Here is a 16,528-nt window from a genome sequence, read left to right as displayed (position 1 = left end):
CTATTCTATTATACATAAGCATATTAAAATGTAAAACCCTTAAAAACGTGGCGGCAATTCCTTTAGATGCATCGTTTTGATAGCCCCCGATTCTTTCGACCGCTCATTTCCCCATAAATATGCATCGGCACGCAAATTCAATATTTCCGCCGGCTCGCCCGGATTATTGCCAGAGGTATCGCCACCCTTGGTAAAGGTACGACGCAAAAAGAGGTGCTTCGCGATAATCGGACCGTTAATCCGCAGCTGTTTTTCGCAGGTTTTTGCATCCAGCCCCGACAGCCACTGACGACTATCACGAACTATGGTATCACAGGTGTTAATTGTACCATTCTTGGCCACCAGCCAAGCATCAAGCTGCGTCACATTCGGCTCAATGATAATATGCCGAGCGCTGATAATCAACTGCGGCAAATCCCGAGCCGCCGAATAGTTACCACCCTCCTGTTTTACGTCACCCTTGATAGTTACCACGCCGCCCGATTTAATAACAATTTGCCGGCCACGCTTAATTTCTCCACCGGTAATCGTCAGGTTGCCAGCCTGATACACGCCACCAGCCACGTCGCTCATAGACACCGCCCCAGACAAATTTCCCTTGTTCGTAAAATAGGCATCAGGTGTGCGTACGGTCGGCATCTTGTCGCGAAAATTACCAAACGGGGTGTTAGTGTTTTGAAATGTCAGATCATTATATTGCCGTGCCTCAATCGCCCCCGTTCGCCCTGTCGGCGTAGATGACAAGCCTGCCCCTGAGGAAGAAATAATTTGTCCAGGCGCACTAATGGCATATTCCGCCCACGATCCGTACAGCCGCGGCTCCCCCGGCACTGGCTGCCAACCCTTTGGCGCATACACACCGAGCAGCCACCGAGCAGCCGCATTAGCATTGGCGAGGCTAGCTGGAGCAACCGCATCTTGCACCTCTAAAGCAATCACATTATCACCAGCTCGTAAATAATCCGCGATGATTCTCTTCATCTCGACATCAGACGACGCTTTCGGATTGGCAAAGACTGGCTTGCCATTAATGTATACCGCGGCATAATCATCAACCGCCAAACGTAAGTATAGTCCCGATCGTCCGTCGTTCAACAAATCCAGCTGACGAATCTCTTCAAGCTGCTGGCTCGTCATCCGGAATTTCTGCCGAAATAGTGTTACGCCAGACGACTTCACGTAATTTTCACCATTGGTATCAGTTTGCGGCGCATTGTGACGCCGGGTCAGTGCCTCTTTCAGCTTTGTCTCGTCCTTGCAGCGTGCGCCCCAGAGCGGCTTCGACTGGCCACCTTGATCATATATCGACTGCCGAAACGCTCCATCAGTTGCCCACGTAGATGTTCCTGACTCTTTGATGACCCCGCCGCATTCGGCAAACTCGGCCGCCCCAGCCGCGCCCGATCGCTGGGCGGGCACACCAAACGGCACTTTCGTCGTGGCATTAGCATCCGTCGCCCAGCCACCATACGCTCGTGGATTAACATATGCTCCGCCCGCCAGACCACCGCTATTGGCCGCTACCACGTCGTCAAACCAACTCGGTGCTGGCGTTGCCGAAGATGTGCTATTTTCACCGTCCGGTGCCGTCCATGTTGACACCGATCCGCTACACTTATCCTGACCGACTGTCCGATTGCCGGACATCGGTGATGGCATCATCATAAACCCACCATAATTAAATGTCCCGCCAACACCATCGACCACTGTCGTGGCATTTGCGTTCACACGACAGTCAGATCCACCATCCCCGGCCGTTGGCCAACTACTAATCCGTTCTGGCATCCCACCGATCTGCTCTCTCTCGCCAACCGGATATTTCTCCCACGGCATGTGATACGACGTGGCTGGGTCATAACTACTGCCGCCCGGTGGCGTTGTCGTACTTGCTGCTAGCACCGCCCTCTCGACGTGAGTTACGTCAGGTGCTACTTGCGCCGTTACGCTGATATAATGACGCCAGATATACACTCCAAGGCTTCCGAATACCACTAGCCCAACGGCACCGACTCCGATCCACCACCTTCGGGTTTTTAACTGTAGCGCCATCTATCGCCTCACTCTAGTCAGTGATGTCCTGACTTCTGCATTATTGTTACCCGCGCTGCCGTCTATCCCGACACCAACTCGCACATCCGCCCCCCAAAACTGAACTTTTGGCCGTCCGGCAACCTTTGCACAATCTACCGCATAGCGAAACGTACTGGTATTCACATGTTGGTTGTATGTACTTACAATAGTCATATAGCACAACTGGTCACCAGTCGTCATCGTCACTCCGCTCAAGTTATCCTTGCCAAGCGGAATTTCCAGCCCACCTCGCTGGATAATTGTTCCCGCGCCATTACGTGCCAAATTATTTGATGTACAATCTGCCACCTGCAAACCCGGTCGACTATTTTTAATCGTGTTCTTGGCGATATAACAATCCCAATCGCCCACTAAATTACCCGGCGAACGTCTATCATGCGGCACAACAACTCCCTCACCGCCCGGCACGGTATAATTTCCACCACCCCTTAACACAAACCGCACTACAGCATAATTTGCCCGATTTGACCGTGTCGATCCTGTATGATTAATTCGCGCGGTCACGCCACTCACCTCAATCGTTCCTTCATTAATATAATCTGGCGCCTGCACCTCCGGCCGCAACTCATAATCATACGGCACCGATGCACAGGCATTTGATGAAACCCCCCAGCCGTCAGTATTCCACGCACCCGGCAGCCATAAAATCTTTTGACATACTGTTTTACCGACATCATCCTGCGTCACGATCCCCTCAGCCCCAAAGACATTATTATATGGCTTAACATCGCTCGGCTCATAAAACGTATTCCACGGGCTAGCACTACGCGTATACGGCGACGCCCACGCATGATGGGTTGTCGTGCCATTAACATCCTGATTAATACCTATGCGCTTTAGAGTATAGGGAGGAATTGTATATGAAGAATTATTTCTCAAGTAATGAAAAAATCGTATGCGCTGTCCTGGCGCAGCGGTCGCGTTTTGCACTAAACTACCACCATTGATTGACACTCGCGATTGCCCTTCAACAGTCCATTGATTTGGCGCCTGCTCACGCTTAATCCATACCTCGACATCTTGTGTCGCACAAGCACCGCTACCGCCTGGACTACTATAGAAACAGCGCCGCACCTGCAAAATGATACGGCCGGAGCTTCCTGGTGCAATTACGCCAGATATATCAATTCCATTTACTCGAATGCTACTACCGCCATCAACCCAGTGGTACGCGCCCGACGGATGCGTCCCACGATCAAGCGTACCGCCAGATAGTAATGTCCGACCATTCTGACTAACCGTTACATTTGTTGCCCACACCCGTGCTCGCGACTGACCATTACCATTCACTGACCCTCTCAAGTCAAGTGATAATGACGTCGCATTCCAGCTAACGGTGTTAATAACATCATTCGTATATGACGTCCCAGGCGACGACATCCACATCGCACCGCACCGCGTTCCACCGCCCTTACAGATATATTGTACCGCAAACCGTTCACCATCATTGCGTGCATTAATACACATCAAACGTCGTCGGCCGCTCAAACCGCTACAGTCCACCGCCTCTGCTTTATCCGCACCAATAATCGCCAACGTCGATGCGACAACCACAAGTGCCAGCATATAGCCAATAACAAGCCGTAGTCCGACCCTAACCCTGACCCGGTGTATCATCCTTATTCCCCGCACCCGCATCAGCCTTACCGATTTCGACTAGTGCTTTTACCGTATCCTGATTAATACCCAGTCGATAAAACGGCTCGACCGCCTGACGCATCTTCATCGAGTTGATCAACCCTTGATGAATCTGATCAATCCGCTGGCGATCATTCCGTAGCGATGCATCGTGAAGCACAATATAGTGACACACCGTATCGTCACCCGGGCCGCCACGTTCTGAGATCTTCTTCACCAGCCCTTCAAGCGCTGTCGGACCATACCCATTTGGCGCAGCGATAATTGACCGATATTCTTTTATCATATCCTCGCCACATATCATCTTAGCGGTTGGCGCGATATCTTGACTCGGCTCTTTTAGTCCAACATGCAATCGTCCCATCACCATCATGATAACGGCGACTATCGCCCCGACACTCAACATGATACCCACTATCATAAATATTCGCGAGACAATAACCTTATTCATACTGCTTATTCTAATACATATTATATACTGAGGCAAGTTTGTGTAATTTGTTATAATACACGATATGAGTCTATCAATCGGAATCGTCGGCCTGCCAAATGTCGGTAAGTCGACCATATTTAATGCACTTACTAACAATAATATTCTAGCGGCTAATTACCCGTTTGCCACCATTGAACCGAATACTGGCATCGTACCGGTTCCCGACGAGCGGCTCAATGTACTCGCAAAACTGTATGATACGCAAAAAATTATCCCCGCGACCGTAACGTTCGTCGACATCGCTGGATTGGTAGCTGGCGCCTCAAAAGGAGAAGGGCTTGGCAATAAATTCCTGCACAATATTCGTGAATGCGACGCCATTATCCACATCGTTCGCGCCTTTGAAAACTCAGATATATTACGACACGACAATACTCCGATTAACCCTCAGGCCGACATTGACATCATCAATACCGAACTTATCCTTGCCGACATCCAAACCATAGAACATCGTCTACCTCGTCTCCAGAAAGAAGCCAAAGCCAAGCCGGAGGCACGACAGGTGGCTACATACCTTGAAACGCTCCTGACGTCACTTAATTCAGGTATGCCGATAGCATCCATAGAAAATATCAAATATGAGATAATTAATGATCTTCATTTACTCACTGCCAAGCCAATTATTTATACATTTAATGTTGACGAGGCGGGACTCGGCGACCATGCCCTGCAGGAAAAGCTTGCCAAACTCGTCGCGCCAGCCCGAGTATTATTTATTTGTGCCAAGCTTGAAGAAGAGCTCAGAGAATTATCAAATAATGACGCCTTGGAGCTACTTGATAGCTACGGGGCTTCCGAAACCGGATTGTCGCAGCTTATCCATGCCGCGTACGACACACTTGGTCTACAAAGCTATCTCACGGCAGGTCAGAAGGAAGTCAGGGCATGGACAATACATAAAGGCTGGACGGCGCCACAGGCTGCTGGCGTCATCCACTCAGACTTTGAGCGCGGATTCATCGCCGCACAAGTCATTAGCTACCACGACCTTGCTGCCGCAGGTTCAGAAGCTAAGGCCCGTGAAGCGGGTAAAATACGTACTGAAGGTAAAAATTACATCATGCAGCCTAACGATGTTGTCGAATTTCGGTTCAATGTCTAACATTATTGTATATTATACTACGTTGATTTAAGTACAACGATGCCCTTTTTACTACAGCTATTACCTCTGTTATTTTTCAGTTGTAACTTATAAAAGCGCTCAACGTTGCCCTTACTGCCAGCGATGGTGCTATCCTTTTTATCAAGAACTACGAAGTACTGTCTTGCCCATTGTTCAAAATCGGTCAGGATCTTTCGTCGTATAGCAGCATTTTTTACAACACCCTTTTGTACCAAATGACGCCCTACCTCGAACTGCGGTTTTACCATCGCTACAAGCACCGTCGCACTGCCCATCAGCCGTTTTGCAACGTGTGGTAGAATGTCGCGCAGACTAATAAATGACACGTCTCCCACGATAATGTCTGGTGGACAATCAAGCTCAAAGTCACGAATGTCTGTCTTTTCGTGTAATATTATGCGCCGATCGTCACGCAGTCGATGGTGCAACTGATTCGTGCCCACATCAACAGCATACACACGTCGGGCGCCATGACGCAACGCAAAATCAGTAAATCCACCAGTACTCGACCCTATGTCCAGCACTGTTTTCCCCTGAAAGTCCAACTGAAAACTATCCGCCACACTCGCTAGCTTGAGGCCTGCACGCGAAACGTACCGCTCACGAGTCAGCAATGTAATGTCTGCTGTCTCGTTAACGAAACATCCGGAACGCGTCGCCACCCTACCATTGACCATGACTTGCCCTAAGCCTATCCAATTCTCTGCTTCTGAACGCGATTCAACCAACCCGCGTTCTAGTATCATTTTATCTAATCGCTGCTTCATGTCACTTCTCATTGTAGCCTGAATACATATTTTTCTCAATAACTAACGACCTACTGCGATAGCGAAACTGCTGTTATAAATACATCAATAGCTATTCTTGTTTTTACCTATTAGCCGATCTTTTCTATCGTTAATTCTACGTTAACTAAAATACAACGTTGTATACTACGCATCAGTGTAATTTATACATCAATAGTTATATTTACCCCTGTAGTGGCCAAGAAAACTCTCACCATTATCACAAATAGGCTCATATTTTTCATGAAAACAATTATTATATGTATCACCAAAAACACCCTACCAGCTATACATACATTACGTTGTATTTTTAGCATCAATACCTAAAATCTCGTTCCATTCTTTGTCGTTATTTGATGTATTCATGACAACAAAAAGCGTCGCCCGAACACCCTGGGCGACGCTTCCGGCAAGAAGGCCCTTTTGTTATTTTTTGCGCTCTCGATATTCACCCGTCGCTGTGTCAACACTGACAATATCGCCCTGTTTAATGAATGCTGGTACCTTAATAACAAGGCCCGTCTCAAGCGTCGCATCCTTAAGTACGCTTGAGGTTGTATCGCCCTTCACGACATCTTCGGTATATGTAACTTCGAGATAAAGATTTTTTGGTAGTTCAACATTAATCACTCGCCCGTCAAACACCTGGAGATTCAGCTCACAACCTTCTTTCAAATATTTTTTTGCCTCATCTACCACATCGTTAGACAGTTCAAATTGTTCAAAACTTCCTGGATCCATGAAGCAGAACATATCTCCGTCATGATATAAATATTGAACAGTCTTGCTAGTCACCTCAGCTGGCTCTATTTTGTCTTGACCCTTAAAGGTCTTCGGGATGACACTTCCATCCAGTAAGTTTTTCAATTTAACGTTCACAATAGAGCCTCCACGCCCCATAACCTTCTGTCCATATTCAATAACGCGATATGGCTTACCGTCAATCTGACAAACCGTACCCTTTTTAAGATCTGTAGGCTGATACATATTGTTTTTCCTTTCCTATAACTTTTAAGCTACCGTACCTAATTCTAACATTCTTTCGGACGGTAGAGTATTTCTTGTCGGCTGAACATATTTTTTACTCAAACATCCCACAGTGGGCTTGGCATTATAATACTATCCTGCATCAAAAATAAAAACGCGCTGTACAGCAGCCCACAAGCAATAGTGGCCTGTGCCTTACCCCTGCACAGACCACTCGACTTTCTCTCCTATCTATAAATACGTTTGGGATTAGAGAGTTCTCTCAACGTATACTTATTGCCCTTGCGACACAAACGGCAGCAGTGCTAAGTGCCGAGCACGCTTGATCGCCACTGCCAAGCTACGCTGCTGCTTGACACTGAGACCCGTCTTCGCTATCGGCTCAATTTGACCATACGCATTAACATAGCGCATTAATGTTTTGACATCCTTATAGTCAAAAACCGTTGGGGTATCTTTCTTTAATCGTTTTGCCATTTTGTTCTCCTTTAGAACGGTATCTCGCTAAGATCGATCGGCTTATCATCAATATCCGCTACGGTCTCAGCCTGCTTGGTATTAGTATTACGTGATGCGGTTGTATTCGCGCTATCACCGCTTGGAGCGTCAAGGAATGTTACGTCGGTCGCCGTCACTTCAATACGCGAGCGGCGCTTGCCGGTTTCTTTATCATCCCAGCTGTCCTGTCGCAACCGACCCTGCACCAACACGCGGCGGCCTTTTGACAGGTACTGCATCACCAGTTCGCCCAATTTTTCCCACGCGGTAACGTCGAAAAAATCAGCTTGATCATCCTGTCCGGCGCGATCAACCGCGATACTAAAGCTAACAACTGTCCGACCTGATGGCGTTGTCCGCTGTTCTGGATCGCGCGTTAACCGTCCCAGTAAAATAACTTGGTTGATACTTCGTGCCATGATGACCCTCCTTTTTTATTATGTATCGCGTCGAATATTAGGCTTCTTTATCAGCCGCCTCGGTAGCGGCCTTAGCTTCGCGCTCTTTCTGCTCAGCAAGCGCCTGGCGTGTTTTCTCGTCGGTCTTAACCAACAAATAACGAAGTACCTCGTCGGTGATATTTAGAACATTTGATATCTTGAGCGGTGCACTGCTTGGCAACTTCACCTCAAAGTAAACATACACCGCAAAGTCTTCACGGCGAATTGCATAGGCTAGTTTTTTCTTGCCCCAATTATCTTCTTTGGTAATTTCGCCACCATTGGTAGTGACGAGCGACCGGACCTTGTCTAGGGCCGCGTCCAGATTTGCTTCCAAATCTGGATGGACTAGAACGGTCAGTTCATATTCGTTCATGTTTCCTCCTTTGGAATCCATTACGGATGGTTATGTTATCGCACATAACCTTAGGTTATTATTCCTTCGTATTATACGGTAATCTAATGCAAAAGTCCAGTGATGCACCCCGCCAGACCATGCTACAATAGGGTTCATGCGTATCGCCATTCAAGGACAAGCTGGATCATTTCACGAACAAGCAGCAAAACAATGGTACGGACCTGACGCTACCATTGTTCCGTGCATGACCTTTGGCGACGTCTTTCAAGCCTATGCCCGCAATAAAGCCGACGCCGTTATCGTGGCAGTGGAAAATACCATTTACGGCACCATCAACGAAACCTACCGTCACATCGAATCTTGTAGCGCTCCCGTCGTCGGTGAAGTGACGCTTACCATTCAACAAACCCTCATCACCAATCCAGGCACAAAACTTGAAGATATCACTACTGTCTATTCACATCCTGTCGCTCTGTCGCAATGCCATCAATTTCTCCGAGAACACCTACCACAAGCCACACAAATTGAATATTTTGATACCGCTGGCGCTGTCGAATTTATCAAACAACAGGATTCACCACACCTGGCAGCCATCGCTAGCGAAGCCGCTGCCCAACTATACAATATGCCAATTCTCAAACACCACATCCAAGATGCCCAGGACAACATCACGCGTTTCCTGGTCCTCGACCAGATAACGACAGTGACTGATGCCAATCGAGCAACGCTCGTAGTGACCACCGCCCATCAGCCAGGCAGCCTCCTTGAAATACTCCACACATTCGCCGATCAGTCCATTAACCTCACCAGCCTCCAATCCCAGCCCATCGTCGGCCAACCGTGGAACTACAAATTCTTTATGACCGTTGACGCTGCCGGCCCGTCATTACACCGCGCCATCAATAAAATTACCTCAACTGGCCACAAAATAACATTACTTGGTGAATATCTGGCGGCACGTTAGTTTACTGAGAGGGCAAGATATCGGATATATCACCATCGGTCGCGAGCCGATCAAATAGGCTTTTTGCCGCATCATATACCTTAGCACTCTCCACGGCCCGACCATTAATCTCTCCCTTAGCCGGTACCGCCGCTATGCTTTCATAATCTGGTCTCGATGGCGAGACAGACTTTAGTGAAACGATTGTAATTTCCTTAGTCTCCGACCAACCATCAGCAGTCTGTCTGTGCGACCATTCCACTTTCGTCGGTAACACGCCTTCTAGAGCCGGTAGTAGTGCTTCTGGAGATTCGATATGCTGATGTGCCACAGGTTCTGGAGACAAAAAATCCAACCGCCACGTTATCCGATCCGTCTGTCTACTCTTTGCGCCGACCTCAATTATATCAGTGGTAACTTCTACTGCGATCTCACTTTCACCAAACCTTTTGTCGCCTTGAGCAACATCAACCGATACCACGTGTCCCTTATCATCTGTAATTGTTATTGACTGCTGTTTAGGCCTATTGTGATCATCATAATAATCTTGGCGAACGAGTCGAGCAGCATTACTATCAACCGACTTCCCTGCAGCAGTAAGCACTCGTCCAGCAACATCGCGCGCAGACTGGACTATATTGGGATCCTTTAAAAAGACCTCTGCCTCTCGACGGCCTTCGGTGTATGGTAGCGTAAATGTAATTTCTTCCACTCTCGAACTATCATTGGACTCTTTGGATGTTCCACCATCGGTATTTTCTACTGATGGTGCGGGCGGAACATCGTGTGACCGGCCAAGACTATACCCAAGTATACCCGATACGGCTAACGTGACTGCAGCAACCCCCAGCACAAGAAGCTTCCTTAACTTGTCGCCTTTACTATCAGGAGATAATTCTCCATTATTTCTACAACTTATGTGCGCCATGTAGCCATCCTTCCACATACAAATCAACTTCTCACTTAGAATATTATAACCTATAAAATAATTATGTCAAGCTAGCTATTGCCCTAGCTCGTCGACACTTGAAACCAAAACATCACGAGCTTTCGAGCCGTTCGCCGGGCCAACAATGCCACGCTCTTCCATCTCTTCAATCAGTCGCGCCGCCTTGCCGTAGCCAATCCGTAGCCGCCGCTGCAGATAGCTGGTAGAGGCCTTGCCGCCCTCGATCACCACCCGTACCGCGTCCATAAATGCTTCGTCTTCACTATTGCCGCTAAAATCAACTGCTATGCCACCCTTACCATTTAGTTGTACTGGCTGCGCCACCACCTCATCATTGTACTGCGGTGCTGACTGCATCCGCAGGTGATCAGTAATTTTATTGACCTCGTCATCGGTCACCCACGCACCTTGAATGCGCTTTGGCTTGCTCATACTCGGCGTATACAGCAGCATATCACCCTGGCCAAGTAGTTTCTCGGCGCCAATTTGATCAAGAATGGTCCGCGAGTCAACCTGCGACGCCACGGTAAAGCCGATACGCGCCGGCACGTTCGCCTTGATCAAACCAGTGATCACGTCAACACTTGGCCGCTGCGTTGCCAAGACCAGGTGGATACCCACCGCCCGCGCTTTCTGCGCCAAGCGAACGATCAGCGCCTCGACGTCGCGTGCTGCCACCATCATCAAATCGGCTAGCTCATCAATTACAATAACGATGTACGGCATCGCCCCGTCTTCGTGCTGTTGAATGTTGCCATCGGCGTCCGCTACCGGGATTTTTTTAGCTCGCGTGGCGAGGCGCTGATTATACCCCTTGATATCGCGAATCTTCTCGGCCGCCAACAGCTTATAGCGCCGCTCCATCTCATTGACCGCCCATTTCAAGGCCGAAATAGTCTTTTCTGGCTCAGTAATCACCGGAGTCAGCAAATGTGGGATGTCTTCGTACGGTGCCATTTCCACCTGCTTCGGGTCAACCAAAATCAACTTCATATCGCTTGGACTGTTGCGGTATAGCAAACTAGTCAGCAGGGTATTAATCATCACCGACTTACCAGAACCGGTCTGACCAGCGATCAACATGTGTGGCATTTTGTTGAGCTCACCGACCACTGCTTCACCAGAAATATCTTTACCGATAGCGAAACTCAACGGTTCACGAGCGTGTTTCCACTGCTTAGAGTCCAACACGCCATATAGTCGCACATCAGCGGCTCGGCGGTTCGGCACTTCAATACCAACGGCTTTTTGCCCAGGAATTGGCGCTTCAATCCGCAGGCTCTGCGCCGCTAGATTAAGCGCGATATTCGTCTCCAGTGCCGTGATCCGCGTCAATTTCACACCACTCGGCGGCCGCAAGGTATATTGCGTCACCTTTGGTCCAATATTTGCGTCTTCCATCTCTACATCAATGTTAAATTCCGCCAGCGTATCGTGAATGATCTGTGCGTTTTGCCGAATATCACCAGCGTCGGCCGGACTTTGCTTCTTCTCCAGTAGATCAAGGCTCGGTGCCTGCCAATTCGGGTCGTGTGCCGCCACTAGTGCTGCTTGCTCCTCAGCTGCCTTATCCCGCGCCACGCTACCGCGCAGACTGCTCAGCGGTGACGTCCTTCTATCTTTTGGTATGACGGGATCAACGGTCGGGACGCCGGCATTGAGCTTGATATCACTCGATGACTTGGCGCTGGCTGCATCTTCACGAGCCACCTTTTTCATCACCGCCGCATTGTTATCCTCCTCGGAATGGTCACGCTTGAACGCTTCGGCTACTTTCTTGATCACCGTGAACGGCGACGTCTGGGTAATAAATAGCGCCGTGATGATGATGAGCACCACATATATCAAAGCAGCGATGCCCGGGTCGACCATGGCACTCATCGCTCGATTAGCCGTATCGCCGATGAACCCACCAGCCTCCGGGCGGGCCGGTGTTTTTACTAGACCAAACAGCCCTGATAGCCACACTACCTCGAGGATGGCTGCTAATTTCATCGCCAGCGGTAACCGATTATTCTCCGCGCGGAAAATCTCCACAGCAATATATATCAGCAAGATCGGTAGCCCATACATCGCGTAACCAAGCATGCTCATGGTTGCTTTGTGTAGCCACCCCAGCACCGGACCACCAACACCAAACCACGCTACCACCAATAGAAGCGACAACACAACGAGAAGTACCGCGCCAACTTGCGCCCAAAAGCCACTCGGCACATCATGCTTTGGAGCTGTGGAAACTGATTTCTTGCGGGTAGATTTTCGTTTTTTTGGCATAACTATTTTTATTATATCACTTTACCGACATTCACATTGTAGCATATTTTACAACAAATAGCAAGCGTGGCTAGTATGCGCGCACTCGGCCGACCTCTCGAGCCTTGGTATCATTCGCCTCGGTGTCTGGCACCTGGCGGCGCGGGAAGCGGCGGCGCGGCATAGTTGACAGAGTCATTTTTGGCTCTTCCGCTGAAGCGGTGGCAGATTTTTTGCTGCGCACTGGTGTCTTTATAGTAGAGGTACTCGAAGCAGCAGTCGATTTTACCGTTTTTAGACCGCCAACCTCGTTAATGACTGGGATGACAATTGGCGTCCGGCGCGTCTGATCGTACAGAATGTGCGTAACTTCGTCCTTAATTTCCTTCTTCACCACATCGAGGTCGTACTTGCCAGCAAAACTCCGCGCTGCCTTCTGTTTCAAGTACTGGCGGATCATGTTCATCAATTCCTCGGAATCACGCAGATAGATGAAACCGCGGGAAATAATGTCTGGGCTAGTCAACAACCGACCCGTGCCGCGTTGCACTGTCAATACCACCACAAACATTCCCTCTTGAGACATATGAATGCGGTCTTTCAATACCACCTCAGACACAATAGCACCCGTATCGTCATACATCACGCCGCCAGCCTGAATTCGACCGGCTTTCTTAGCCTGCCGTTCAATATCAATTTCAATAATATCGCCAGCGTCGCACACAAAGATATTCTTCCTAGGAATGCCGCACTCTTTTTCTGCCAGCCGAGCATTATAGACCAGCATATGGAATTCGCCGTGAATTGGCATATAATATGTCGGATTCAAGGCGTTAATCAACTTGACGTGGTCATCATAATAACCATGTCCCGACAAGTGTAGCGGCCCAATCCCTGTCAAGTGCGTTTTACCGTTCTGAATCACATCAGAACCTTCGCGCATCAAGCCGTCAACCGTTCGCACCACGTTTTTCTCATTGCCCGGAATCGGATTGGAACTAAACACCACCACGTCAGAGCCTTTGATCTTCATGTATTTATGCGCGCCAGTCGCCATACGGCTCAGCACGGCATTAAACTCACCCTGCGAACCAGTACAAACCACGGTGATTTGGCTATCCGGCAGCTTGATGATATCTTCCATCTTCATGACGGTATTTTTCGGGATCTTGATAGTGCCTGAGCGCAGCGCCACTTCCAAGTTCTGAATCATCGAAAAGCCGGCAAATGCTACCTTGCGCCCGTGCTTATGCGCTTCTTCCAAAATCAATTGCAAACGGTGCACCTGTGATGAAAAGCAGCTTAAAATCACTCGGCTGTTACTAAATTTATCCATCACCTGACCGATGGAATATTGAATATCAAACTCGGTGTGGGTGTGCGTACCAGCCGATTCACAGTTGGTCGATTCGTTCATGAACATCAATACGCCCTCTTTGGCGGCGATTTCTGTCATACGCTCAAGATCAAACTTTTGGCCGTCAACCGGACTTTCCTCAAACCGCCAGTCGCCAGAGTCAATCACCACACCCAGCGGCGTCCGGATCACCACCGCCGTTGAATCTGGAATAGAGTGGTTCACCCGCACCAATTCCACGGAAAAATGCTTAGAAACCTGAACGATTTCGTGGCTCAATGGGTCCATTACCCGAAAGTCCGGCTGGAAATCAGTGTCGGCGTCAGCCAGCGACTTGTCCAGCATGCCGATGGTAAATTTCGACGCATAGACCGGTGCTGGAATCCGGTGAATAAAGTGCCGGAAAGAACCAATGTGGTCAAGGTGCCCGTGAGTGAACACGTGCGCCTTAATCTTATGTTTATTCTCCTCCAGCCAGGTGATATCTGGTGTGATGTAATTGATACCTGGATAATCGCTACCCGGAAATAGGAAACCCATATCCACAACGATAATTTCATCGTCATACTCAATGGCGTTCATATTTTTACCGATGCCCATTTCGCCGACACCACCGATTGGGATGATTCGTAGTTTTGGCTTGCCACCGCGAGTGCGCTTTGGCTGCATTTTGGCGCTAAATTGTTCGCCACCATAGCCGTTGTAAACTGATTTATTGACCGGAATATCGATCACGTGCTGCGACGCCCTGAGGTTAACATTCTCGCTCGTCCGCCGCTGCGCCCGAAACACTTCGCCTTTGCGAGTGGTGGTGCTATTCATCACCGCTGTGTTACTTTTTTTTGTAGCTGGTCGTTTTGACTGATCATCGCCCTTCGGCGTCGCAAGTCGTCTCTGGCCCATGCGTATTGTTCTCCTTTTATAAAAATAAATACCTTGCAAAATTAGAATGACAGGTGATAGACACGGGGGCAACGTACGACAAATCTATCCCCTAACAATTGTGTTCATTATAGCACGGGGCGCCAGCTCTTGTCAAAAATAGCTCAGGCGCTCGCCTGGGCGGCCAATTGCGCCGCCCGCACAAAATCATCAATTAACGTCTGTCGCAATGCCCCGTTATACAGCGCTGCTGCCGGATGATACAGTGGGATCACCAAGAACTTCAAACCGTTGAACTGTGCCCAGCGCGGATTACCATGATCACGCGAGATCGCCAAGTCAGGAATAAATGCCATGCCGCTATGCCGACCCAATGTGATGACTACCTTTGGCTGAATAATTTGCAGTTGACGCATCAAATACGGCCAAAAAGCGCGCTTCTCTTCTGGCAGCGGATCACGGTTGTTTGGCGGGCGATACTTAACGATATTGGTAATGTAGACATCTTGACGGCGCAACTGGGCTGCGGCTAACATCTCGTCAAGAAATGTACCAGCTGCCCCAACGAATGGTTTGCCCTGAAGGTCTTCGTTTTTTCCTGGTGCTTCACCGATAAATACAATGTCCGCGTCAGCTCGGCCGTCGCCCATCACCAGCTGCGTTGCCTGCAGCGCCAAGTCATGACAAATATCACCAGCGACAATCTCTGCCGCCAAAACCTCCAGTCGCGCTGCCTCATCCATATTTCTATTATACAAAACACCTCGTCACTATGCGAGGTGTTTTGCTTGATGCCGAGGCGAAAATTACTTTTCAGCTTTTTCTTTCACCAGGTTGACGAAGTCTTTCTCGTGCTTCTGCAAATTTGATTCTTGGATTTTCTTGGCAAAATTGGATAGCGGGTTTGACCTGCCTGACGACAGGCGCGGTGCCTGAACACTGTAATCTTTATTGGCGCGTGCTACAAAGAAATCACCTAACGCCTTGTAATACTCTTTCATCTGCTTACCAAAGTCCTGCACTTCTTTTTGCTCTGATTTGATAATGTTATCGAGTAACTGATAGCAGCCGCTCATTTTTTCATCGTAGAGCTTCCTAACTTCATCTGCTGGCTTACCGATATAGCTAAAATAGCTCGGTGAACACTTCTTGGAGAAGTCTTTCATATCTCCTATCAGACTGGCAATGGCAAGCATATTTGGGCGCACCTTCTCATAGGCAGTCTTGTACTCGCCAAAGGATTTTTTGGTCTCCTCGTCGCGCATAATCTTCGATGAATCAAGCTTCTTCATCATCAAATCAGCACGTCCCACCGCCTCTTCAATCAGCTTCTTTGCGTTATCAGCATTTGACGACTTGAGTGCCGAGTTGAGGCTGTTGCCGTCAAACTCCTTCAGTGTCTTAGCAGCTTCTTGGTAGTCGGCTTTTGATGGCCCACCAAGGAATATAACAGCCAGCACGATGCCAACCACGATAACTATCAAACCTATTGAACCGCCAATGATACCCCATAGCGCGCCCTTGCTCAACCCTTTCTTGGGCTGCATCGGTACACCTTGCTGCAGTGGCTGCTGTGGCTGCGGCACCGGTGGTACTGGCTGCGAGGGCGCCGGAGCAGTCTGCTCGGTCGCCACGGGCGATGTTGCTGTCGGTTGTGGTACGTTCTTATTATTCTTGTCGTCCATAATCCCCCTCAATTACTCTTACGTTCTCATTGTATCGTATTTTGCT

15 protein-coding genes are annotated in these 16,528 nt (G+C 48.9%); 2 read left to right on the top strand and 13 right to left on the bottom strand.

Annotated elements, in window-relative coordinates:
- Positions 1-39 precede the first annotated feature (39 nt).
- The 3 genes from FBF24_00495 to FBF24_00485 are packed head-to-tail and all read right to left on the bottom strand — an operon-like array spanning position 40 to position 4,180.
- Complete coding sequence (locus FBF24_00495; GenBank protein ID QCT40385.1) at positions 40-2,049, bottom strand: hypothetical protein; 2,010 nt, start codon at positions 2,047-2,049, stop codon at positions 40-42.
- Positions 2,050-3,708: a hypothetical protein gene (locus tag FBF24_00490; GenBank protein QCT40384.1), complete on the bottom strand. Its 1,659-nt coding sequence runs from the start codon at positions 3,706-3,708 to the stop codon at positions 2,050-2,052.
- Entirely contained in the window at positions 3,686-4,180 is a 495-nt protein-coding gene (locus FBF24_00485) for a hypothetical protein (protein QCT40383.1), read from the bottom strand. Before FBF24_00485 ends, FBF24_00490 begins: the two co-directional genes overlap by 23 nt.
- 64 nt (positions 4,181-4,244) lie before the next feature.
- On the opposite strand from FBF24_00485, the gene ychF reads away from it, so the two are divergent.
- Entirely contained in the window at positions 4,245-5,324 is a 1,080-nt protein-coding gene (gene ychF, locus FBF24_00480; protein ID QCT40382.1) for a redox-regulated ATPase YchF, read from the top strand.
- A gap of 17 nt (positions 5,325-5,341) precedes the next feature.
- Here the strand turns inward: ychF and FBF24_00475 are convergent, their stop codons facing one another.
- The 5 genes from FBF24_00475 to rpsF all read right to left on the bottom strand — a co-directional run bounded on the left by FBF24_00475 (position 5,342) and on the right by rpsF (position 8,452).
- On the bottom strand, positions 5,342-6,124 hold the full coding sequence (locus FBF24_00475; GenBank protein ID QCT40381.1) for a TlyA family RNA methyltransferase: 783 nt from the start codon (positions 6,122-6,124) through the stop codon (positions 5,342-5,344).
- Between the two features lie 432 nt (positions 6,125-6,556).
- Positions 6,557-7,117: an elongation factor P gene (efp, locus tag FBF24_00470; protein ID QCT40380.1), complete on the bottom strand. Its 561-nt coding sequence runs from the start codon at positions 7,115-7,117 to the stop codon at positions 6,557-6,559.
- Between the two features lie 273 nt (positions 7,118-7,390).
- Complete coding sequence (rpsR, locus tag FBF24_00465; GenBank protein QCT40379.1) at positions 7,391-7,594, bottom strand: 30S ribosomal protein S18; 204 nt, start codon at positions 7,592-7,594, stop codon at positions 7,391-7,393.
- An 11-nt stretch (positions 7,595-7,605) separates the two neighbouring features.
- Complete coding sequence (locus tag FBF24_00460; protein ID QCT40378.1) at positions 7,606-8,034, bottom strand: single-stranded DNA-binding protein; 429 nt, start codon at positions 8,032-8,034, stop codon at positions 7,606-7,608.
- A 37-nt stretch (positions 8,035-8,071) separates the two neighbouring features.
- A complete protein-coding gene (gene rpsF / locus FBF24_00455) occupies positions 8,072-8,452 on the bottom strand; it encodes a 30S ribosomal protein S6 (GenBank protein ID QCT40377.1) in 381 nt (126 codons plus the stop codon).
- A gap of 115 nt (positions 8,453-8,567) precedes the next feature.
- Between rpsF and FBF24_00450 the strand changes: the two genes are divergently transcribed.
- Complete coding sequence (locus tag FBF24_00450; protein QCT40376.1) at positions 8,568-9,377, top strand: chorismate mutase; 810 nt, start codon at positions 8,568-8,570, stop codon at positions 9,375-9,377.
- A 1-nt stretch (position 9,378) separates the two neighbouring features.
- Here the strand turns inward: FBF24_00450 and FBF24_00445 are convergent, their stop codons facing one another.
- From FBF24_00445 to FBF24_00425, 5 genes are all read right to left on the bottom strand, one after another.
- Entirely contained in the window at positions 9,379-10,068 is a 690-nt protein-coding gene (locus FBF24_00445) for a hypothetical protein (protein ID QCT40375.1), read from the bottom strand.
- Positions 10,069-10,359: 291 nt separating this feature from the next.
- Positions 10,360-12,579, bottom strand: coding sequence for a hypothetical protein (locus FBF24_00440; GenBank protein ID QCT40374.1), 2,220 nt, complete (start codon positions 12,577-12,579; stop codon positions 10,360-10,362).
- 70 nt (positions 12,580-12,649) lie between these two features.
- Positions 12,650-14,818 carry a ribonuclease J gene (locus FBF24_00435; protein QCT40373.1) on the bottom strand — a complete coding sequence of 723 codons (2,169 nt, stop codon included), beginning with the start codon at positions 14,816-14,818 and terminating at the stop codon, positions 12,650-12,652.
- Positions 14,819-14,961: 143 nt separating this feature from the next.
- Positions 14,962-15,540 (bottom strand): uracil-DNA glycosylase, encoded by a 579-nt coding sequence (locus FBF24_00430; protein ID QCT40372.1) that lies wholly within the window; start codon positions 15,538-15,540, stop codon positions 14,962-14,964.
- A gap of 63 nt (positions 15,541-15,603) precedes the next feature.
- A complete protein-coding gene (locus FBF24_00425) occupies positions 15,604-16,482 on the bottom strand; it encodes a hypothetical protein (protein ID QCT40371.1) in 879 nt (292 codons plus the stop codon).
- Positions 16,483-16,528 lie beyond the last annotated feature (46 nt).

This window comes from Candidatus Saccharibacteria bacterium oral taxon 488, assembly GCA_005697215.1.
GTDB lineage: Bacteria > Patescibacteriota > Saccharimonadia > Saccharimonadales > Saccharimonadaceae > Nanosynbacter.
Note: the sequence above shows the minus strand (reverse complement) of the source record. Positions and strands in the feature narration are given on the sequence as shown.

What these genes read in the sequence shown, in the direction of transcription:
- FBF24_00495 (QCT40385.1), bottom strand. Translation starts at nt 2,049, where the DNA reads ATGGCGCTACAGTTAAAAACCCGAAGGTGGTGGATCGGAGTCGGTGCC.
- FBF24_00490 (QCT40384.1), bottom strand. Translation starts at nt 3,708, where the DNA reads ATGATACACCGGGTCAGGGTTAGGGTCGGACTACGGCTTGTTATTGGC.
- FBF24_00485 (QCT40383.1), bottom strand. Translation starts at nt 4,180, where the DNA reads ATGAATAAGGTTATTGTCTCGCGAATATTTATGATAGTGGGTATCATG.
- ychF (QCT40382.1), top strand. Translation starts at nt 4,245, where the DNA reads ATGAGTCTATCAATCGGAATCGTCGGCCTGCCAAATGTCGGTAAGTCG.
- FBF24_00475 (QCT40381.1), bottom strand. Translation starts at nt 6,124, where the DNA reads ATGAGAAGTGACATGAAGCAGCGATTAGATAAAATGATACTAGAACGC.
- efp (QCT40380.1), bottom strand. Translation starts at nt 7,117, where the DNA reads ATGTATCAGCCTACAGATCTTAAAAAGGGTACGGTTTGTCAGATTGAC.
- rpsR (QCT40379.1), bottom strand. Translation starts at nt 7,594, where the DNA reads ATGGCAAAACGATTAAAGAAAGATACCCCAACGGTTTTTGACTATAAG.
- FBF24_00460 (QCT40378.1), bottom strand. Translation starts at nt 8,034, where the DNA reads ATGGCACGAAGTATCAACCAAGTTATTTTACTGGGACGGTTAACGCGC.
- rpsF (QCT40377.1), bottom strand. Translation starts at nt 8,452, where the DNA reads ATGGATTCCAAAGGAGGAAACATGAACGAATATGAACTGACCGTTCTA.
- FBF24_00450 (QCT40376.1), top strand. Translation starts at nt 8,568, where the DNA reads ATGCGTATCGCCATTCAAGGACAAGCTGGATCATTTCACGAACAAGCA.
- FBF24_00440 (QCT40374.1), bottom strand. Translation starts at nt 12,579, where the DNA reads ATGCCAAAAAAACGAAAATCTACCCGCAAGAAATCAGTTTCCACAGCT.
- FBF24_00435 (QCT40373.1), bottom strand. Translation starts at nt 14,818, where the DNA reads ATGGGCCAGAGACGACTTGCGACGCCGAAGGGCGATGATCAGTCAAAA.
- FBF24_00430 (QCT40372.1), bottom strand. Translation starts at nt 15,540, where the DNA reads ATGGATGAGGCAGCGCGACTGGAGGTTTTGGCGGCAGAGATTGTCGCT.
- FBF24_00425 (QCT40371.1), bottom strand. Translation starts at nt 16,482, where the DNA reads ATGGACGACAAGAATAATAAGAACGTACCACAACCGACAGCAACATCG.